At 63.2% G+C, this 19,141-nt stretch carries 16 protein-coding genes and 2 pseudogenes; 11 read left to right on the top strand and 7 right to left on the bottom strand.

Features of this window, described 5'->3' with window-relative positions:
* Positions 1-46: 46 nt before the first annotated feature.
* The 4 genes from efeO to efeU are packed head-to-tail and all read right to left on the bottom strand — an operon-like array spanning position 47 to position 4,131.
* A complete protein-coding gene (gene efeO, locus ACTTAG_RS16015) occupies positions 47-850 on the bottom strand; it encodes an iron uptake system protein EfeO (RefSeq protein ID WP_444463203.1) in 804 nt (267 codons plus the stop codon).
* A 15-nt stretch (positions 851-865) separates the two neighbouring features.
* Positions 866-2,167, bottom strand: a complete 1,302-nt coding sequence (gene efeB, locus ACTTAG_RS16010; protein ID WP_444463202.1) for an iron uptake transporter deferrochelatase/peroxidase subunit — start codon at positions 2,165-2,167, stop codon at positions 866-868.
* A gap of 1 nt (position 2,168) precedes the next feature.
* The gene (locus ACTTAG_RS16005; protein WP_444463201.1) at positions 2,169-3,296 is read right to left on the bottom strand and encodes a cupredoxin domain-containing protein; all 1,128 of its coding nucleotides are present in this window, start codon (positions 3,294-3,296) and stop codon (positions 2,169-2,171) included.
* A 4-nt stretch (positions 3,297-3,300) separates the two neighbouring features.
* Complete coding sequence (gene efeU, locus ACTTAG_RS16000) at positions 3,301-4,131, bottom strand: iron uptake transporter permease EfeU (protein WP_444463200.1); 831 nt, start codon at positions 4,129-4,131, stop codon at positions 3,301-3,303.
* A 475-nt stretch (positions 4,132-4,606) separates the two neighbouring features.
* Here efeU and ACTTAG_RS15995 point away from each other — a divergent pair, with 475 nt between their 5' ends.
* The 11 genes and pseudogenes from ACTTAG_RS15995 to ACTTAG_RS15945 all read left to right on the top strand — a co-directional run bounded on the left by ACTTAG_RS15995 (position 4,607) and on the right by ACTTAG_RS15945 (position 14,384).
* Positions 4,607-5,506: a hypothetical protein gene (locus tag ACTTAG_RS15995; RefSeq protein ID WP_444463199.1), complete on the top strand. Its 900-nt coding sequence runs from the start codon at positions 4,607-4,609 to the stop codon at positions 5,504-5,506.
* A 294-nt stretch (positions 5,507-5,800) separates the two neighbouring features.
* On the top strand, positions 5,801-6,748 hold the full coding sequence (locus ACTTAG_RS15990; protein WP_444463198.1) for a hypothetical protein: 948 nt from the start codon (positions 5,801-5,803) through the stop codon (positions 6,746-6,748).
* A gap of 382 nt (positions 6,749-7,130) precedes the next feature.
* Positions 7,131-8,111, top strand: a complete 981-nt coding sequence (locus tag ACTTAG_RS15985) for a hypothetical protein (RefSeq protein ID WP_444463197.1) — start codon at positions 7,131-7,133, stop codon at positions 8,109-8,111.
* Positions 8,112-8,175: 64 nt separating this feature from the next.
* Complete coding sequence (locus ACTTAG_RS15980) at positions 8,176-8,934, top strand: site-specific integrase (RefSeq protein WP_444463196.1); 759 nt, start codon at positions 8,176-8,178, stop codon at positions 8,932-8,934.
* A 6-nt stretch (positions 8,935-8,940) separates the two neighbouring features.
* Complete coding sequence (gene tnpA, locus ACTTAG_RS15975) at positions 8,941-9,402, top strand: IS66-like element accessory protein TnpA (RefSeq protein ID WP_444463195.1); 462 nt, start codon at positions 8,941-8,943, stop codon at positions 9,400-9,402.
* On the top strand, positions 9,399-9,752 hold the full coding sequence (tnpB, locus tag ACTTAG_RS15970) for an IS66 family insertion sequence element accessory protein TnpB (protein ID WP_444462574.1): 354 nt from the start codon (positions 9,399-9,401) through the stop codon (positions 9,750-9,752). Before tnpA (ACTTAG_RS15975) ends, tnpB (ACTTAG_RS15970) begins: the two co-directional genes overlap by 4 nt.
* Positions 9,753-9,980: 228 nt before the next feature.
* Complete coding sequence (gene tnpA / locus ACTTAG_RS15965; RefSeq protein ID WP_444462229.1) at positions 9,981-10,388, top strand: IS66-like element accessory protein TnpA; 408 nt, start codon at positions 9,981-9,983, stop codon at positions 10,386-10,388.
* On the top strand, positions 10,385-10,738 hold the full coding sequence (tnpB, locus tag ACTTAG_RS15960) for an IS66 family insertion sequence element accessory protein TnpB (RefSeq protein ID WP_444462228.1): 354 nt from the start codon (positions 10,385-10,387) through the stop codon (positions 10,736-10,738). Before tnpA (ACTTAG_RS15965) ends, tnpB (ACTTAG_RS15960) begins: the two co-directional genes overlap by 4 nt.
* Positions 10,739-10,802: 64 nt before the next feature.
* Positions 10,803-12,469, top strand: a pseudogene (tnpC, locus tag ACTTAG_RS15955) (IS66 family transposase).
* Positions 12,470-12,601: 132 nt separating this feature from the next.
* Positions 12,602-14,147, top strand: a pseudogene (tnpC, locus tag ACTTAG_RS15950) (IS66 family transposase).
* Between the two features lie 51 nt (positions 14,148-14,198).
* Positions 14,199-14,384: a hypothetical protein gene (locus tag ACTTAG_RS15945; RefSeq protein WP_444463194.1), complete on the top strand. Its 186-nt coding sequence runs from the start codon at positions 14,199-14,201 to the stop codon at positions 14,382-14,384.
* A 55-nt stretch (positions 14,385-14,439) separates the two neighbouring features.
* On the opposite strand, the gene ACTTAG_RS15940 is transcribed toward ACTTAG_RS15945, so the two are convergent.
* Genes ACTTAG_RS15940 through ACTTAG_RS15930 form a run of 3 tightly spaced genes read right to left on the bottom strand, consistent with a single transcriptional unit; the run spans position 14,440 to position 19,141 of the window.
* A complete protein-coding gene (locus tag ACTTAG_RS15940) occupies positions 14,440-16,977 on the bottom strand; it encodes a GIY-YIG nuclease family protein (protein ID WP_444463193.1) in 2,538 nt (845 codons plus the stop codon).
* Complete coding sequence (locus tag ACTTAG_RS15935; RefSeq protein WP_444463192.1) at positions 16,977-18,566, bottom strand: Eco57I restriction-modification methylase domain-containing protein; 1,590 nt, start codon at positions 18,564-18,566, stop codon at positions 16,977-16,979. The genes ACTTAG_RS15940 and ACTTAG_RS15935 overlap by 1 nt, the downstream gene beginning before the upstream one ends.
* Positions 18,563-19,141: a hypothetical protein gene (locus ACTTAG_RS15930; protein ID WP_444463191.1), complete on the bottom strand. Its 579-nt coding sequence runs from the start codon at positions 19,139-19,141 to the stop codon at positions 18,563-18,565. Before ACTTAG_RS15930 ends, ACTTAG_RS15935 begins: the two co-directional genes overlap by 4 nt.

The raw sequence follows: 19,141 nt of genomic DNA, 5'->3' as shown, positions 1-19,141 counted from the left end.
AGGCAAACGCCCCCCGAACCGGCCGGAGGGCGTTCGAAAGCGGGGGTCAGCTCAGGCCAAGCCGGGCGCGCAGGGTGGAGAGATCTTCGGCCAGCGTGTTGACCAGCGCGGAAAGCCGCTTGCGGTCCTCGTCGGTCAGCTTCTCGTAGCTCACGAAGCCCTCGCCCTCGCGGTATTTGCCAAGCGTTTCATAGACCTTGGCGAAATTCCCCTCGACCGAGGCGATGAAGTCGCGATCCTCGACCATCGGGCCGAAGAGATCGACGATCTTCTTCGCGCCGTCGAAATTGCCCTGGAAATCCCACAAATCGGTGCGGGAATAGCGGTCTTCCTCGCCCGAGATCTTGGTGGCCGCGACCTCGTCCATCAGCACCGAGGCGCCGCCGACCACCACCGCGGGCGGGAAGGTCAGCCCGTCGATGCGCTTGGCCAGTTCGATCACATCGGCCTCGAGCTTGTCGGCAATGGCGGTGACGTGATCGGTCTTGCCCTCGACCCAAAGCGCATATTCCAGCCGGTGAAAGCCGGTAAAGGCCGGATCGGCCTCGGCTTTTTCGTAATCATCGGCGCGGGCGTCGATCGGCGCATCCAGATCGGCGAAGAGCTCGGCCACCGGTTCGATCTTTTCGTAAGACAGCCGCGTCGGCGCGAACATCGCCTTGGCCTTGTCGATCTCGCCCGCTTTCACCGCGGCGACAAAGGCGGTGGTGTCGGCCACCAGCTGTTCAGTGTTTTCAGACACATAGAGCTTGTAGTCCGCAATCGGCGCCACAAGATCCAGCGTCGCTTCCTGCGCGGCCAGCGGCGTGGCAAGCACCGCCAGCGTGGCGGCCAGAGACAGAAGTTTCATCGGTTTCGTCCTTTCTTACGTCTTCTGCGGGGCGGGGCCGATGGCGTCGATCAGCTGACGGCCGAGGTAATCATCGGGGGAGGGGCCAAAGCCCGGCAGGGCGAAGAAATAGCCTCCGCCCACGGGTTTGATATATTCTTCAAGGGGTTCGCCATTCAGCCGGGTCTGTGCGGCGATGAAACCGTCATTCAGGCTGGCCTGCCAGGCGATGAACAGAAGCCCCTGATCGAGCTGGCCCGATTTCGTCACCCCGTTCGAATAGTTGAAGGGACGGCGCAGCATCAGATGCCGCTCGCCGCCCGCATCGCGCGGGTTGGCAAGGCGGATATGGCTGTCCAGCGGCGTGGCTTCGCCCTCGGGATCGGCGGTGAAATCGGGCACGTCAGCCTCGGTGCCGTCGCGCTTGTCGAGCGGCGCGCCAGTGATCCGGGTGCGGCCGAAGATGCGCTCCTGTTCGATCAGCGGGGTGCGGTCCCAGCGTTCGACGAAATTGCGGATGAGCCGCACCGCCATGTAGCTGCCGTCTTTCGCCCAGGTTGGCTCGGCGGCGTCATGCACCCAAAGCACGCGCTCCATCAGCGCCGCATCGGCGCTGTCGGGATTGGCCGAGCCGTCGCGGAAGCCGAGGAAATTGCGCGCACTTTCCACCACGCCCGCAGGTTGCGGCGGAATCACGGGCACGTTGCCCTCCTGCTTCCAGCGCAGCACCAGCTGGTCGGGCAGGGTCTTGATCAGATCGCGCAGCGCATGGATGATCGTTTCCTGCGTGTTGGCGCAGATCTGGATCGCGATGTCGCCATGGCACAGATCGGGGTTCAGCGCGTCATTCGGAAAGCCGGTCATCCGGGTCAGCTGCGCCGGGCGCTGCGGGCCAAGCCAGGGATGCGCGTCAAAAAGCGAGGCACCCAGCGCCAGGGTCACCGTCAGCGCATCGGGGCGCAGTTCCGGCCCAAGAATGCCGCTGTCGGCGGGCGGCAGGGCGGGATCGAGTTCGGGCACCTTGCCGCCGCTGGTCAAAAAGGCGATCCGCGCGGTCAGGCGGCGAAAGAGCCGCTCCAGATCGGCGGGGGTGTCCACGATGACGTCGAAGGCGGCCACAAGTCCCCAGGCCGGGCGGGGCGTGACGATGCCGGCCTGAAACCGGCCATGGGGGGCGATGCGGTCCGCGGCCGAGGTCGCGCCCGCCTGCGGGGCGGCGGTCAGGGCCGAGGCCTGCGGCGCGGTCTCGGCCCGGGCCGGACCCAGGCTGAAGGGACAGGCGGCAAGGCCGAGGCCAAGCCCGGCCAGAACACTGCGGCGCGAGGGGGAAGAGGTCATCTCAGGGCTCCAGTCCAAGCTTGGCATTGATGCCGTCGAAGGCGGTGGCAAGGGCGGCAAAGGCCTCGGTTGCGGCCTTTGGGTCGGCGGGCGTGGAGGCAATGGCTTCCCGGGCAGTGGTCAGCGCGGCGCCCACCGTCTGGGCCTGGGCCGGGTCGGCCGCGCTCAGAAGCGGGTCCAGAACCGCCCGGGCGCGGTCAAGGCTGTCCAGCGCCGCACTCAGTTGCCCCCGGTCTTCGCCCGCATAAACCGCAAGAGATCCGGTCTCTGACAGGCTGCGGGCATAGCGGGCAGCATCGGCGGCAAGGGCCTCGGGCGTGCCGTCAAGGGCCTTGACCCGGCTCTGGAACTCCGTCGCATCCGTGGCCAGCGCCGCCGCCACCGGGGCCAGACCGTCCAGAGAGGCCTGCGCGAAGAGCCCGTATTCGATCCGGGAAAGGCCGCTGAAGGCCGGGTCGGCCTCGCGCCCGGCCAGCCAGGCTGCCTGCGGGGCGATGCGATTTTGCAGATCCGCCGCCCGGGGCGCCACCATGCCCAGGCTGGCCCAGTGCGCGGCGGCCTCGGCCCAGGCGGTCTTTGCCGCTGCCAGATCGCTTGCCGTGATCGCCCGCTCCAGCGCCTGCGTCGCGCCCACGAACCTGCCCGCCGATTTCATCAGCTGCACCTTGCGTTCGGAAAGCGGGCCCAGAAAGTCGCGCAGCGGCGGCGCGGCGGTCTCGGCGGCGCTTTCGGCCGTGGCCCGCACCGTCAGCTTGCCGCGCGGATTGGACAGAAGCCCGCAGGTGATGTCATAGACGCCGGGTTTCAGCCGCTCGCTCAGCACCGAGGAAAAACCGGGGGCGATGTTTTCGCGTTCGGCCACCACCATGACGCCGTTGAGGATTTCCCATTCCACCGGACGGTCCGAGGCGTTGCGGATCAGGAACCGGGCCGTTCCGGCGGGCACTTCCAGCGCCATCGGCTCGCAGGCGGTGGCGGTGACGGTGACCTCGACCGCGCCCGCGGTTTCGGGCCGGTTCTGCGCCGAGGCAAACCAGAACAGCGCGACGCCGCCCAGAACCAGCAGGCCGCCGGTGCCCAGAAGCAGCGGGAGGAGGCGCCCGGACGGCGCTTGTGCGGAAGAGGTCATCGGATCAGGCCTTTTGCGGATGAGGGGCGCGGGCGGGGCGCAGGAACAGCGGCAAGGTCACGGCCAGGAAAGCCGCCCAAAGGCCGACCTCACCCAGCGTCGGGCTGTCATGATAGCCAAGCAGCGCCGAGAGGATGGTGCCAAGGACCGAGGCCGTCGGCAGGGTCTGGCTCAGATCCCAGGCCGGTGTCTGTAGCGCATTCCACAGCCCGGCCTCGTGCAGGCTGCGCAGCGCCCCCGACAGAAGCCCCGCCGCGACGAACAGGATGAACAGCCCCGAGAGCCGGAAGAACCGCCGCAGATCAAGGCGCAGGCTGCCCGAATACAGGCCAAGGCCCAGCAAGACCGAAAGTGCGATGCCCGCCAGCGCCGAAAGGGGGGCGGCGGGGCCCGGGCTTTGCTGGAAGATGGCCAGCAGGAAGAAGACCGATTCCAGCCCCTCGCGCGCGACGGCGAGGAAGGACATGGCGACCAGCGCCCAGACCGTGCCCCGACCCGGTGCGGTGTCGAAGGCGCTGTCGATCCCCTGTTCCAGCGTGGCGCGGATCGAGCGGGCGGCGGCGCGCATCCAGAACACCATCCAGACCAGCACGGCCACGGCGATCAGAGCCACTGCGGCCTCGAACCCCTCCTGGGTCTTTTGCGGGAAGCCTGCCTGCAGGAATTGCAGCGCGGCGCCGACGAAAAGCGAGAGCGCGACCGCGAACAGGACCCCGACCCAGATCGCGCCGATCCAGGCCCCGCGGCCGGTGCGTTGCAGATAGCTGGCGATGATGACGATGACGAGCGCGGCTTCCAGCCCTTCGCGCAGCATGATCAGAAGCGGGGCAAGCATGGCAGGTCCTTATCTTATTTAAATTGTCGGATATGGGCGCTGATAAAAATAGTCAAGATATATGTTTACCCGCCCGCGAGGGGGGGGCTTGCAAGACGGTCGTCGGGGGGGATTGTGCCGTCTTGGGCGGGAACGGCAGGCACAGTGGAATTGCCGTCTCACACGCGAAGACCATAGGCAGGCCTGAGGGGCAGGAATGGCTGGCAGACAGGGCGCAACACGTCGCTTGGCTGGCAAGAGCAGGACGGCCAGATTTCCCGCTTGTTGCCGTGCTGCGGGTCGCCAGCGGGGCCACCATGCGCCAAGCCTGCACCGCTGCGGGTATCGACCCCGACGTGCCCCTTGTGGGCATCCCCGCCGAAGCTTTCTGATCTTCCTCAAGGCCAATAGGAAGCAACTGCCGTCCCTTCGGGGGCGGCTTTTTTTTGTGTTTGTTCCGGGTTACGGTTCCGAAGCGCAAAAATGGTAAGGTGTCATGACGAACGAAAAAGACGAAGCCGACGACTGCACGTTGCCGCCGGACCATCCTTTGCCCGCAGATCAACTTGGCCGATACAGCCCCGTTCGCGATTTCTATGCTGAACAAGACATTGCAAACTATATCTTGGGTCAGGCATCCGACGAAGATGTTCAGAACGTTGAGCGAATTAAAACGGAGTATGTTTTAGGAACGCCTTACGAAATGTGGGACGTTGTGACCGACAAAAACCGTTGGTGGGTCATTACCAATCCGACGAACCTATATTCGCAGCGGCACTTTCCAAGTCTTGATTACACGCTTTCGTTTCATGTTGGTCTTATGATGCGAGTTATGAGTTCGTCGCGTGACGCCGACGAAGTTGCCGAAACCCCGTTTGATGAAGTGTTTAGGCGGCACCAACAAGCTTGCGACCTTCTGGAAAGGGCCGTTGAAGCCGTTGATTATCAGGCTGTAGGGATGCAGCTTCGCGAATGTCTGGTTACTCTGGTCGGGACGGTCAGACGACATTTTGCCGATGTTGACTTTGGGGAACGTCCGAAGGATGCAGCGGTAGTTGAGTGGAATAGGTTGTTCGCGCATCATGTGCTTCCGGGTGAAAGAAATGCCGAACTTCGAGCATATCTGAAAGCACTTGTTGAGAAAGCTTGGCCGCTGGTAAATTGGCTAACTCATCATCGAAACGCTAGCAGAAGTTCAGCGCAGGTTTCCGCCGATGCGGTTGAAGCAATCATTAAGCATTATGTTGGAATATTGAGCCGGGAACGTGCAGATCGCATCGAAACTTGCCCTAGATGTGCGTCGCGAAACATTCGAACGTTCTATGATCGCAGCATTGAACCGGACGGCGCATACTTCGAACAGTGTGCGGAATGTTCTTGGGACAATCATCCATGATGAGGTTGAGTTCACGAATACGTGATCGCTTCCAGCCTGCCGAAGCGCCCGAAGGGCCGCTTTCTAGGGTCTTTTTGTCATGGGTAGATTGTGGGTAGAGATTTTCCACCTTGCAGATTACTGATCAAAATCAAAAACTTGCATGAGTGAAGTGGCAGCCCGTAGGGTTCACTTTTTCACACACCGTTTCAATCGCTTAGGCTTGCTAACTGGTGAAAGCCACCCCTTGGGCAACAAAGTCAATTTGCCCGCCCCTGCTAACCGCCTTCTGGGCCTGAAATCGGGGGATTGGCGATGAGCGGGACACTTCTGCCATACCCCATCACGGACAACTCCGACTTCCGTGCTTGGGCGCTGGATCATCCGAAAGCCTTCGCGCTGCTCCGCGAGATCATCTTTCGCTGGCGGGCGTCGAACATCAAGAAGCGGGGCTATCTGGGGCCGTGGTCGGTTTACCCCCGCGAACGCTGGGCTGAGTGGTCGGGCCTGTCGGTTCCGCAGGTGAAGCGCGAGTTGCATCGGCTGGAAACGGACGGGCTGCTGCGACGGGTGCGGGGCAGGTTTCAGGGTTCGACCGTGCGCACCTACTTGCAGCCGACCATGCTCGCGCTGGAACATGCAGGCAAGGCGTCCGACCGTGCGAGGTTGGGGCCGACAGACGCGCCGATGGAAGCGCCAGTGGCCATGCCGATAGCTGAGCCTTTCACCGCACCCGTTGACGCGCCAGTCGCTGAGCCAACCGATTACACTTCCCTTCCGTCCTCTCCCACGGAAGCCATGAAAACCACTTCAACGAAGAAGGTGCATCCGCACCCGAAGGGAAAGGGGAAGGCCGGGGACGATGTCAATGAACTGATTGCGGGGAAGAATACGGCAAAGATCGACGATCTTGATGAAGATGCTGCGTTTGAACTCGAACAAGCTCAATGGCTGGAAAAGAAGGCAAAGCTCTATGAGGCCAAGTTTCCGAGATTGACGGGGAAGCATGAGGTCAAGGTCAAGTATCCCGCCGATCTCTACGGCCCGCGTTGGTTTGGCTTTTCCCTCGAACTGAAGCTGCGCCTGTATCAACGGTATCGGACCTACGTCCAGAATTTCTACGACGCCCAGAAGGCTGGATCATTCGCCGGATCGGCAAAGACACAGGGCGCTGCCGATTGGTCCAACTGGTCCGATGACGATGATGCAGCGTTGGAGGCTGCCGCCGCCAAGAAGAAGGCCATCGCCCACCCCACCATCTGACGGTGAGGGACAGAAATCGGAACTGTCAGACGCGCTGTAACCCGCTGATCCTGCGCGGTTTCGGCGGCGGGTGTGGTGGAAAGATAAGGGAACCTTCCCGGCGGCGACATTCCGTGTGTCGCTGCCAACCCCCCTCCGCCAACCCGGTTGCGGCGCGGAAATCGGCATCCCCAGGTGTTCTTTCCTTTCCTTAGGTGGCCAATCTCATACGCTTAATGAGGGTCGCAAGTCATTGATCCCCCTTCCAAAATCGAAGGTGCGATGGATGACTGACCCCGACCTGATTTCTCGTTTTCGAACTGACCTGATCCAACGGATCGCCGCGCAAGAGCGTGTCCCACAGGGACAGCCCCTGCCGATTTCGCCTTGGCTGGCCATGAGCATGTTGCAGAAGGCCCTTCGCCGGGGCCGTGCCGATCTGGCCCTGAACGCCGCCGCCACCTTGCTGCGGGATGCCCCCGACCGCCTCTGGCGCAGGCTGGGCGGCATCGCCTTCGAGGATGTCGGGCTGGGAAGCCTGCCGACCGTGGGCCTGACAGTCGCGGCACTGACCGGCAAGCGGTTCCGGGCCGCCATCGGGGGCGATTGGGCCGTGGCGTCGGTCGTGGTCAAGGCTCTGGCCGAAGCCCCGAAAAGCCGGGCGACCGATGACCTTTTCATGGCGCTGGAAACGCTGCCCGGCCTTGCCGATACCCGCCGCGCCCTAGCCGCCGAGACCAACCCCCGCCTTCGGCTGATCGCGCTGACCACGCCCAACCTGCACAGCCGTGCCCTTGCCACCGTCTTCCTCTCGGGCACCGACCGGCCCGGTGGCAAGCTGCCGGTCCGACGCGGCGAGGTCGCCTTGGCCTTCGACCTGCTGGATGAACTCGGCACCGCGCCCACGACGCTGGCGATCTGCCGCGAAGGCTACCGCAAGACGGGCGAGGCCTTGCCGCCTTTGCTGGCCCTTTTGGCATTGGAAAACGGCCTGCGGGCAGGCACGACTGATGACCCCCTGCCGCCCGAGGTGATGATCGGCGGTGTTCCCGGCTGGGCGCTCGACATGTTCACCCGCGAGGGCAAGCTGGCCCTGTCCCGACTGGCCGCGACGCAAGCAGGCGTGGCGGAGTTCGCCCGCGCAATGCTGTCCCCCGGCCAGCGTGTCGGGTTCCTCGGTCAGGTGCTGTTCCGGGTCGAGGGCGGTTTGCTGACCCGCCGTGTCGGGGGCGACCTCTCCGACCGCCTCCACGCGCAGTTGATGTTCGAAACTCTGGGCGTGGACCCAGAGGCTGCGGTGCAGGCTCTCGACCTGATGCGGCACGATCTGCCGCTGCTGAACCGCATTCGGGCGAGTGTGATGAAGGAGGCGCGGGATGCGTGACGTGGTTTTAACCTCGGATACTCACCCATTATCACGGGTCAACAGGGACGATCAGGAGGGGCAAATGGTCGAACGTTTTGCAGTTAATTGCAACGTCGATACGTTCCTACCTGCGGCGCGGGAAGCCCTGACCGACGAGGCAACCGATCTGCTGCGGCACAGCCTCGCCCCGGCCACCGAACGGGCCTTGCGCGGTGATCTGGCCCACTTCCAAGATTGGGGCGGGTCGCTGCCCGCAACCCCGGCCACGGTCTGCGCCTATATCGGCGATCATGCGGGGCACCATGCTGTGGCGACCATCCAGCGCCGGGTGGCCTCGATTTCCAAGGCGCACGAAATGGCGGGACTGCCGAACCCCGTCCGCTCCGAGATCGTGAAAGCCACGCTGCGCGGCCTGCGCCGCAAACATGGCACCGCCCAGCGACAGGCCAAGCCTTTGATGCGCGATGACCTGCTTCTGGTTCTGGACAGCCTGGGGGAAACCCTGCGCGACCAGCGCGACCGGGCTTTGTTGCTTCTGGGCTTCGCCGGGGGCTTCCGCCGCTCTGAATTGGTGGCGCTGGACCGGGCCGACATCGAAACTGTCCGCCAAGGTCTGATCGTGACGATCAAGCGCAGCAAGACCGATCAGGAGGGGGCAGGTCGCCGCATCGGCATTCCCCACGGTCGCACCCGCCATTGCCCCGTCGCTGCGGTTGAGGCGTGGCTGTCCGCATCGGCAATCGACACCGGCCCACTGTTCCGCCCGATCACCCGGCACGGCCATGTTGCGGCGAACCCGCTGACCGGGGGTAAGCGCCCGGCCATCGCCCTCGTTGTTTGAGGGGCGATGTCATCCGAGATGACGCCCGTAACAACGGAGGCGTCGATGGATAGCGACATACAAACTTACGTAAGTTCTCACAGTGATGATCCTGGATACGCTGGTCGTATCGACATCGTGACGGGGCCGACCGGTCGCCGTCGCTGGCCCGAGCATGTGAAGGCGGCAATGGTGCTCGAGACGTTTCGGGACGGGGTGACGGTGGCCGACGTGGCCCGGCGTCATGGGGTTTCGGCGCCGCAATTGCATGCCTGGCGTCGGGCCGCGCGCGAGGGGCTTTTGCCGATGCCGGAGGATGATGCCCTCGGGCTCGTGCCGATCATGGTGAGCGGGGGCGCCGTGCCGGGCGATCAACCCGGGACCAGCCTTCAGCTGGAGATCGTCGGGGTGCGGATCCTCGTGCCGACCGGCTTCGACGCGGCGCATCTTGGGCGGGTGGTTGCGGCATTGCGGGAGACATCGTCGTGATCCTGCCGGGCGGGATCACTCGCGCCTATCTGGCGACGCGGCCGGTGGACTTCCGCAAAGGTCACGCGGGGCTCGCGCTGGTCGTGCAGAACGTGCTCGGCCACGATCCCTACAATGGCGCGGTGTATCTGTTCCGCTCGAAGCGCGGCGATCAGCTGAAGTGCCTGGTCTGGGACCAGACCGGTCTGATCCTGATCTACAAGAAGCTCGAGGGCGGTGCCTTTGCCTGGCCGAAGCCGGCGGATGGGGTCATTAGGCTGTCCCCGGCGCAATTCGCCGCTCTGTTCGAGGGCGTCGATTGGCGGGCTGTCCGGGCCGAGCGCAGGCAGAGGCCGCGGCTGGCAGGGTGAGCCGCGACAGGGTGACTCGGGCCGTGTTTTATGGCGTCCTTGCGGGGTGTTGTGGGGTAGTCTCGGGCCATGGCATCACGCAGCACCAGCACGGCCCGGGTGGCAGATCTTGAACGGCGTCTGGCCGAGGCCGAAGCGTATGCGCCGTCTCTGACCCATTGAAATCGTCGGTTCCAGCCGGTCGCGTGAACGGCGATTTTCCTTCTGAAGTTTCAGAAGGAGGCCGTGATGGCGGATGGAGGCGAAGGTTTTGGTGGCCGGATCGATGTGATTTCGCGGACACGGGGTTATCGGCGTTGGCCGGATGAAGTTAAGGCGCGGATCGTGGCGGAGAGTTTTCAGCTCGGCGCACGGGTCGGCGATGTCGCGCGTCGTCATGGGGTTCTGCCGCACCAGCTGTCGGATTGGCGCCGTCAGGCGCGGGCGGGGCGTCTGGCCTTGCCGGAGGAGGCGGTGGCGGACTTCGCCGCTGCTTTCGTGCCGCTGTCGGTGGAACCGGCGGTTGACGGCGACGCGGCGGCCGCGACCGACGGCGTGAGCATCGAGATCGGCAAGGGCGTCGTGTTGCGGGTTCCCGACGGCATTCCGGGCGCCCGGGTGGCCGAACTGGTCAAAGCCCTGCGGGATCTGGCATGATCGTCGCGGGCCAGCGTCTGCCTGTCCTGATCGCGACGAAGCCTGTGGACTTCCGCTGCGGGCATCAGGCGCTCGCGCTGATGGTGCAGAGCGAGCTGAAGCTCGACCCGCATTCCGGGGTGACGGTGGTGTTCCGTTCGAAGCGCGGCGACCGGCTGAAGATCCTGGTGTGGGACGGAACCGGGATGGTGCTGGTCTACAAGGTTTTGGAACAGGGCAGCTTCGCCTGGCCGAAGGTGCAGGACGGGGTGATGCGACTTTCGCGGGCGCAGTTCGAGGCCTTGTTCGAGGGCCTCGACTGGCGCCGGGTTCTGGCACAGCGGGTGCAGGCGCCGACTGCGGCGGGATGACTCGGCGGGCAGATTTTGGGCTTGTTTTATTGGGCTTTCCCTCCCGGATCGGGTAGAAAGGCGCATGTCGCAGCCTTTCGATCTCAGCCAGTTTCCGGACCTGCCGCCCGAGGTGGTGCAGGCCTTTGCGGCCCAACAGGCGGCGTTGGAAGCGGCCCGGTTCGAAGCCTCGGTGGAGCGCGCCGCACGGGAGCATGAGCAGTCGGTTGGGGCCGAGAAGGACGCCTTCATCGCCGAGCTGAAGGCGCTGCTCGCCAAGCTGGAAGGTCAGGTTCAGGATTACCGGCGCACGAAGTTCGGGCCGAAGTCGGAAAAGCTCGATCCGGCGCAGCTGGAATTGGCGCTGGAAGATCTGGAAACGGCGATTGCCGAAACGCAGGCCCATATTGCCGCCGTCGAAGACCGGATCGCCGCCAACGAACCGGATCCCGAGAAACAAACGCCGCGCCCCCCGCGCAAGGCCCGGGCTCTGCCCGAGAGCCTGCCGCGGGTCGAGCGGGTGATCGAGCCCGAAAGCATCATCTGTCCCTGCGGCTGTGGCGACATGGTCCGGATCGGCGAAGACAAGACCGAGCGGCTCGATTACATCCCGGCGCGCTATCAGGTGATCGCCACGATCCGCCCCCGATATGCCTGCCCGAAGGGCCGCACAGGTGTGGTGCAAGCCAAAGCTCCCGCGCATCTGCTCGAGGGGAGTTGGCCGACCGAGGCGCTGCTGGCGCAAATCGCCGTCTCCAAACATTCCGAGCACATGCCGCTGAACCGCCAGGCGGTGGTGATGGCGCGGCATGGCGTGCCGATCGACCGCTCGGTTCTGGCCGACTGGATGGGCCGCACCGGCGCGCTGATCGCCCCCGTGGTCGAGCACATGGCCAAGCGCCTGATTGCGGAAAGCACCCGTCTTTACGTTGATGAAACGACGGCCCCGGTGCTGGATCCGGGAAAGGCAAAACCAAGACCGGCTATCTCTGGGCGGTGCTGCGCGATGATCGCGGCTGGGACGGGACGGCGCCTCCGGGGGTGGTGTTCCACTATCGCCCCGGCCGGAAGGGCACATATGCCGACGAAATCCTCGCGGGCTTCGAGGGCACGATCCAGGTCGATGCCTATGGCGCCTATACCCATCTGGCCACGCCGAAACGCGCGGGCGGCAAGCCTTTGCAGCTGGCGTTCTGCTGGGCGCACGGCCGACGCCAGTTGATCAAGGCCAAGCCAAAGACAGGCTCGCCCATCGTCGACGAGGCGCTTTTGCGCATCGCCGCGCTTTACAAGATCGAGGATGCCATCCGCGGCGCCGCGCCCGACCGACGCCGGGCGATGCGGCAGGACCTCTCCCGCCCGTTGGTGGACGCGTTCTTCCTCTGGCTCGCGGCCCAGGCCAAGCGGGTCTCGAGCAAAACCGACCTCGGCAAGGCGATGATCTACATGCTCAAGCGCGAGGATGGTTTCCGGCGTTTCCTCGACGATGGCCGGGTCGACATGGACTCGAACCTGGTCGAGAACGCCATCCGCAGCCCGGCGATGAACCGCCGCAATGCGCTCTTCGCCGGTCACGACGAGGGCGGCCGCAACTGGGCCCGCTTCGCCAGCCTGATCGGCACCTGCAAGATGAACGGTGTCGAGCCTTACGCCTATCTGCGCGATCTCTTCACCCGCCTCGCCAATGGCCACCTGGCCAGCAACATCGACGCGCTGATGCCATGGGCCTATGCCCGGGGGGGCGGAAAATGAGGCCCCCTCAGATCTCGTGAAATGAACTCATCAGGGGATTCCCCAGTGAGATCATTTGAGGGCGATACAAAGCCGCAACGCGCACCCGTCCGCTCGCTCCTCCGACACCCGCAAGAAAAATATCAATGGGCCGTGGCCGCCGCATACGCCGAAGCCGCGCGGGCTGCCGCCGAGACCGCGCGGATCGAGGCGGAAACACGTCTTGCCGCAGTCGAGGAGGCGCGCGCGCGGCTGGAACGCCTGCTCTCGCAGATGCGCCGCGATGCTTTCGGCGCGAAGTCCGAGAAGGGCGATCCGGACCAGCATCACCTGCCATTCGAAGATGTCGAGGCTGCGGCCGGGATGCTGGCGGCGGCCAGCGAAGCGGCCGAGAAGGTGATCGGCCCCCGGAAGGCGCCAGCTGCTCCGCCGCAGCGTAACAAGGGCAATCTTCCGCGCATCTGCCCCGGATCGAGCAGGTCATCGAACCGGAGAGCATCCTTTGCCCCTGCGGCTGCGGCGCGATGCAAAGGGTTGGCGAAAGCCGGACGGAGCGGCTCGATGTGATCCCGGCGCAATTCCGCGTGCTGGTGACGGTGCGCCCGAAATATGTCTGCCGGACCTGCGCGGGCGCGCAGCATGCCCAGGCTCCGGCGCCGGAATGGCTGGTGCCGCGCGGCCTGCCGACCGGGCGCTGGTGGCGCATTGCATGGTCGCCAAATTCGGCGATTACCTGCCGTTTTACCGTCAGGCCGACATCTATCGCCGCCAGGGGCTCGATCTTGACCGCACGATGCTGGCGGAATGGTCCGGGCGGGCGGCACAGCTTCTGGCGCCGGTGATCGACGCGATGATGACAGAGTTGCGCCGCAGCGACCGGTTGCAGATGGATGAGACCACCGTGCCGGTGCTGGCGCCGGGCACCGGGAGGTGCGCACCGACTGGCTCTGGGTGGTGCTGCGCGATCAGCGTGGCTGGGGTGGCGGCGATCCCCCGATCGTGGTCTTTCATCACGCGCGCAGTCGCGCAGGCAAGGTCGCGCAAGAGATCCTCAAGGGGTTCTCCGGCGGCACGCTGCTGGTCGATGGCCACGGCGGCTATGACCAGCTGGCCGATCCGAAAAAGACCGCAAAGCCATGGGACATCGCCTATTGCTGGACGCATTGGCGGCGCCGCTTCGTCAAGTTCGCCAAGGATACGCCGTCGGAAATCTGCGACGAGATGGTCGAGCGCATTGCGCAGCTTTACGCCATCGAAAGGAAATCCGCGGCCGTGACCCGGCCACGCGCGTGAAAATCCGGCAGAGGTTCTCCAGGCCGATCGTCGAGGCCCTGCGGCCCTGGCTCGAGGGCTGCCTGCAGCAGCTCTCCTCGACGAACGAACTCGCGCGGCACATCCGATACGGGCTCAAACGTTGGGCGGGGCTGACCCGGTTCCTTGCGGACGGTCGGCTCGAAATGGACACCAACGGCGTCGAAAACGCGATCCGTCCGATTCCGCTGACGAGGAAAAACGCGCTCTTCGCGGGCTCCGACGACGGGGCGAAAACCTGGGGCCCGCATCGCCTCACTGATCGGCACCTGCCGCCTCAATGGCATAAACCCCGAAGGCCTATATCGCCGCCACGCTCCGCAAGATCCTCGACCAGCACATGCAAAGCGATATCGCCGCGCTCATGCCCTGGAACTTCCGAGAATAGTCAAGCCGCAAGGCAAAGGGCGATGAGCGGGCGCTTACGACCGGGGACGCAGTGTCGGTCCTTCTGCGCGAACGGCTGGCAGCGGCGGGGATCGACCCCGAGGGCTACTCCGGCCACAGCCTGCGGGCGGGCTTTGCCACCTCGGCGGCACAGGCGGGGGGTCTCCACCCTGAAAATCCGGGCGATGACCGGCCACGCCACCGACGCCATGGTGGCCCGCTACATCCGCGAGGGTGAACTGTTCACCGGCAACGCGGCGGGGGGTGCTGTTGTAAGGGGCGCGGCAAATGCCTCAGACGACTTCGACAACCGTATCGTAGAGGCCATAGCGCGTCAGGCCGGGGTGGCTGTCGATCCCGCTGTAGGACAGGGAAGCATCCTCGTAGCGGCGGAAGGCGAAGACGGCTTGGTTCATGTGTTCCGTGTTGAAGACCTTAAATCGCACCAGCAAATGAAAATCGGCCACAGTCAAGCCGGTCACGCTCAGGAACAGATCAGGCTCTAGTTTGGTGATCACGTCTTGCAGCGTGTTTTCCCGGAAATCGGTCAAATACATGAACGCGGGGATGCGGGTCGCGAATTTGACGAGTTTTTCCTGCACTAGTTTCCGCTTGGACTTGAATTCCTTCTCTTCGGCGGAAAGCTCTTTTTGCTCCTTGGCCGACAGATCGCCAGACTTCGCCTTGCCCTTAAGCTCTTTGACCTTCTCGCTTTTGTTGATGATCGTCTCGATTACGTTGTCGCCAAGCGCCCGCCAGCCTTCGATCCGTTCGACAGCTGCCATCGCTTCTGGATTTTCCATGATCCGGCGCAGCGTGTCGTTGTCGACGTTCACCAGCAGTGCGCTTTCCCATTTTCGGGCGAGTAGCGTCGCTGCGGTGCCCGACATAGCGTAATCGAGAACCTGCCCGGCATCGAGCGGCGTCATGATCGCCCCGTCATAGGCCAGCACCGGCAGGAACGACACGAGGTCACGGACAGCATGTTCGGGGTTGGAACTGTTGGGCGAAAGGCCGATCCCGTATTCTGACAACTGTCGCAGGGCACGGGTCGGCGCGAAGTCAAAGACGAAGCAAACGGGCTTGAGCACGTCTTCTGCGTTCGGGTCGTCGCCGTTGGGGTTCTTGATCGACCACGGCGATTGAACCCGGAAAGCCGCCTGAAAGTAGGTCTCGGGCGATTTCAGGTTGCGCAGCATCAGGATCGACGACCACTGCTTGACCGTCACGCCTGTTGTCAGCTTGCCGCATGACAGGGTGATGGATTTGGTGTCATAGCCGCTGCCGATGGCCGCACGAACCGGGCGCAATGCCTCAAGGCCCATCCCGGCAGATGCCCCTGCCGCCACGATCACCTTGTAGTCATGCCAGAATACATTCTGCCGCTCGGCCAGCAGCTTGGCCATGGCATGACAGGCCGCGACGCTGGGCAAGAACCAGAATGAGTGTTGGAGATACGGCAGCAGGCGCACATCGGAATAGGGGAAGGGGGGGCGCGATCCGGTTTTCAGGCTATCGAGCGTCTGGGCCGCGTGCTGGCCACGGATGATGTCTAGCCACGTCTGCACTTGGGCCTTGTGCTTGAACTCTGCGTCGTCGCCAGTCCCGGTTGCGGCGAAGAACTCGTTCAGATCGAACTCGTAGAATTCCCCCGCGCTGGCGATGGCCAGCAATTCGTCGGGCATCTGATAGGTCAGAAGCCGCATTTGGGGCAGCGATCCGTAGGGGTTCCACTGACCTGGGTTCTTTTCGACAAACTCGGCCTTGGCGCGCTGTTCGTCGGTATAGGTCCAGTTGAAAATCTGCTCTTCGATGAACTCGCCCGTGTTCAATGCCTTGAACGGGGTGCCCGACAGATAGAGATAGGCCCGCGTGGTGATGGGCAGAAATTCGGTCTCTGGCTCCAGCGGCTCTTGCAGGTCGGCAACCCGGTCGGTCAGGCGCTTGGGGTCGTCCAGAAGGCTTTCCTCGCGCTCGATGCTTTCTTCCTCGCCCTCGAAAAGCTCTTTGGCGCTCTCACGCCACGCGCCGAAATGGTATTCGTCGAACACCACCAAATCCCAGTTATAGGCGTGAACCCACTCGTTCCGGGCCTTGACGTTGCCCAGCTTGTCCTTGCCCAGCATATCTTGAAACGACCCGAAGAAGACCACGGGCCTGCTTTCGTCGATCTGGCTGCGGTCCACCCCCGAACTTCGCGACAGATATTGCCATCCGTCGAAATCCGCATGGCTTTCCAGATCGGTGCGCCAAGCATCCTCGACGGCGGGCTTGAAGGTCAGCACCAGAACCCGCTTCGCGCCCATCCGACGCGCCAACTGATAGGTGGTGAAGGTCTTGCCGTAGCGCATCTTGGCGTTCCACAGGAAACGCGGCACAGCCTTTTCGTCCTCGTCCCAGCGGGATTGGAAATAGGCGTGGGTCTGGTCCACGGCCTCGCGCTGTTCGCGGCGCATGGGAAAGGTCTGATGGTGGGTGCCGGTCAGCTTTTGACCCGTGCGCAACTCGGTCAGGACGGTCTGCACATCGGCAAGGTTGCAGCGCATCCATTCCTTTTCGGGGTTGTCAAAGCCCTTGACCCGCAACCGCGCCCGCACCTCGTGATCGGTGATGGTGCTGCCATCGTCGCGTTCGGCGGGGTCATCGAGAACGATCTTGAAATTGGCAATCGCCGCCGTGCCAAGCTGTTCGTTCACCCGTGCCCGCACGTCGCGGGTGGTCTGGCCAACCTTGAGCAGGCCCGCATGGGCGGCATCGTCGATGCTGTAGGCATAGATGCGGGGGCGGGCCTTGGGCTTGACCTCAAGAATGTCGTCGATGGTCTTGGGCATCAATCATCCGCCGCAGTGTCGAAAAGGTCGGTTTCTTGCGCCGCTACCTGTTCCTCGACAAACGCAATCTCTTCGGCACTTAGACCATATCGCGCATAGAGTTTCGTATCGGTCCAAGCCTTGTCCAGCGGCAAGTCCGGCACGAAGCTATAGACATCGCGGGTGGCGTGTTGGGTCGCCTTCCGCAACGAAACGAGAAACCGAACGAACCGTGTTGAAAGATACCGGGCGTAGTTCTTTGCTTCCTGCTTCGTGTCGAAATGGCCAGCCACCAGATATGTCTCGGTGCAAGCGGTGCCAGGTTCTGCGATGATCGGTTTGCTGAGAAACTTGGTTTCAACCGCCGCGCTGGTGCCCTGAACAGCGGTCATGAGCACTTTCCACCGATCAATCCAATGAGAATTTACTTCAATGGCTTCCCTTGCAACCCAACTAATCTTCTGAGACCCGAAAAGTTTCACAGGGTTCTGCAAACCCTTCTGGTTTGATTTTCCATGGAAGAATGTCCGGAAGCCAAAGGGCTTTCCAGTCGACACTCGTTGAGAAAGCTTTGGCTCATTCCTGGCAAGCACCTTTTCCAAAATGGGGACCGCTTCGTTCCGACGAACCAAGACATCGAATGCGTCAAGGTATCTTGAAACGGCAGGCCCAGTTGGTTCTCCATCCCAGATGGTTTGTATGCTGCAGGGTCCAGAATGTTGTCGGTCCCACAAGAAGTATGAAATACCGCCGCGAATTTTAACGCCCGGAAAGCCCTCGTAAAGCTTGGGGTAGTCGACAATGCTCCTTAGGCGACGGTCAGCCAGCATCTTTTCACGATAGCTGTTCAACCCTTTGCCACCCGCCATCCAGCGTGAAGGCGTTACAAAAACGGCATAATGCGGTTCCAGATTAAGGGCGTTCTCAACGAAAAGCTGATAGATCGGTGCTGCGCTCTGTCCGTGGCCACCGTCATCAAGCTGATATGGCGGATTGCCGATGATCACGTCGAACTGCATGTTGCCTCCGAACAGCGCAGAAACACGCGCCTGAATATTGTCTGTGTGGATGAATGCATAGGCATGGCTTTCGCGGTCATCTCCACGATCCAGCGCCTCTTTGCTTGCTCCGCAGAAGGTGCATTTTCCGTTCTTCCAAGTGTGCTCGATCCTCTCAAACCAGATGTTCCCGGCCTCGGAATTGAACTGGCGTGTGATCGAGTGCTGGCCGTTCGCGAATTTTGAGCAATAGAGCGACCGCCGTGCCAGCATGGCCGTCAATTCCGTGATGCTGATGCCGAACACCTGCCGCGTCAGGATATGATCGACCCGCGCCTGCCTGTCGGGGATGTGCCCCGCCAGCCCGTCGATCAGCCGCTTCGCGATCTCGCGCAGGAACACGCCCGACTTGGTGCAGGGGTCCAGAAAAGTCACATCAGGGTTGGCCCAGATACTGGCCCCGCCATGATCCGCCGCCCAAGCCTGCGCCAGCGTGTCCAGCATCCGGTTGGCAAATTCGGGCGGGGTGAACACTTCGTCGTTGGACAGATTGGCGATGCACGACAGCACATCAGGGTTGCGACCGCGCAGGGTAAAGGCGGCCACGCTCATGCAGCAACCTCGGGCGCGGGGCCGGATAGCTTGGCAAGGTCGGGGATCGTCATCGGGGGGTAGGTCTTGGTGGGCCGGAAAATCTCGTGATTGCCCAGACCCGCGAACAGCGATCCCTCGGCGCTGAAAGATGATGCGCCGGTCAGCACATCCAGCCGGAAATCGCGCCGCTGGAATTTGCCTTTGCCGATATAGCCCCATTCCGCAAACGTGATCGGTTCGCCCGCCGCCGTTTTCATCGTCAAGGCATCACCATGCACAAGGTTTGCGGACAGCACATGAAAGGCTGCGCGATACAGATCGTCGGCGGGGGTCAGCGACAGGTAGTCGGCCAGCACCTCCAGCAGGTTGGCGCGGCACTCGGTGATGTTGTCCTCAAGCAGCTCGATCCCGTAGCTACACATCAGCGCGAGAAGCGCATACTGCCGCCTGTCAAAGTCGGACCGCCCGAATTTCACCTGCACCGCCGCAAGTTTGCGTTTCAGAACAGGCACAAGGAAGTTGCCGCTGCCGCAAGCAGGTTCCAGAAACCGGGCGTCGATGCGTTCCGTTTCGCCCTTCACAAGGTCAAGCAT

The organism is Rhodobacter capsulatus, from assembly GCF_052363185.1.
GTDB classification, from domain to species: Bacteria; Pseudomonadota; Alphaproteobacteria; order Rhodobacterales; family Rhodobacteraceae; genus Rhodobacter; species Rhodobacter capsulatus_E.
Note: the sequence above shows the minus strand (reverse complement) of the source record. Positions and strands in the feature narration are given on the sequence as shown.

Excerpts from the sequence above, each read along its gene's own strand:
- ACTTAG_RS15990 (WP_444463198.1), top strand. The coding sequence starts at position 5,801 with ATGAGCGGGACACTTCTGCCATACCCCATCACGGACAACTCCGACTTC.
- ACTTAG_RS15930 (WP_444463191.1), bottom strand. The coding sequence starts at position 19,141 with ATGCTTGACCTTGTGAAGGGCGAAACGGAACGCATCGACGCCCGGTTT.
- efeB (WP_444463202.1), bottom strand. The coding sequence starts at position 2,167 with ATGACCTCTTCCCCCTCGCGCCGCAGTGTTCTGGCCGGGCTTGGCCTC.
- tnpA (WP_444462229.1), top strand. The coding sequence starts at position 9,981 with ATGGCGGATGGAGGCGAAGGTTTTGGTGGCCGGATCGATGTGATTTCG.
- tnpB (WP_444462228.1), top strand. The coding sequence starts at position 10,385 with ATGATCGTCGCGGGCCAGCGTCTGCCTGTCCTGATCGCGACGAAGCCT.
- tnpA (WP_444463195.1), top strand. The coding sequence starts at position 8,941 with ATGTCATCCGAGATGACGCCCGTAACAACGGAGGCGTCGATGGATAGC.
- ACTTAG_RS15935 (WP_444463192.1), bottom strand. The coding sequence starts at position 18,566 with ATGAGCGTGGCCGCCTTTACCCTGCGCGGTCGCAACCCTGATGTGCTG.
- ACTTAG_RS15980 (WP_444463196.1), top strand. The coding sequence starts at position 8,176 with ATGGTCGAACGTTTTGCAGTTAATTGCAACGTCGATACGTTCCTACCT.
- ACTTAG_RS16005 (WP_444463201.1), bottom strand. The coding sequence starts at position 3,296 with ATGACCTCTTCCGCACAAGCGCCGTCCGGGCGCCTCCTCCCGCTGCTT.
- efeU (WP_444463200.1), bottom strand. The coding sequence starts at position 4,131 with ATGCTTGCCCCGCTTCTGATCATGCTGCGCGAAGGGCTGGAAGCCGCG.
- ACTTAG_RS15995 (WP_444463199.1), top strand. The coding sequence starts at position 4,607 with ATGACGAACGAAAAAGACGAAGCCGACGACTGCACGTTGCCGCCGGAC.
- efeO (WP_444463203.1), bottom strand. The coding sequence starts at position 850 with ATGAAACTTCTGTCTCTGGCCGCCACGCTGGCGGTGCTTGCCACGCCG.
- ACTTAG_RS15940 (WP_444463193.1), bottom strand. The coding sequence starts at position 16,977 with ATGCCCAAGACCATCGACGACATTCTTGAGGTCAAGCCCAAGGCCCGC.
- ACTTAG_RS15985 (WP_444463197.1), top strand. The coding sequence starts at position 7,131 with ATGTTGCAGAAGGCCCTTCGCCGGGGCCGTGCCGATCTGGCCCTGAAC.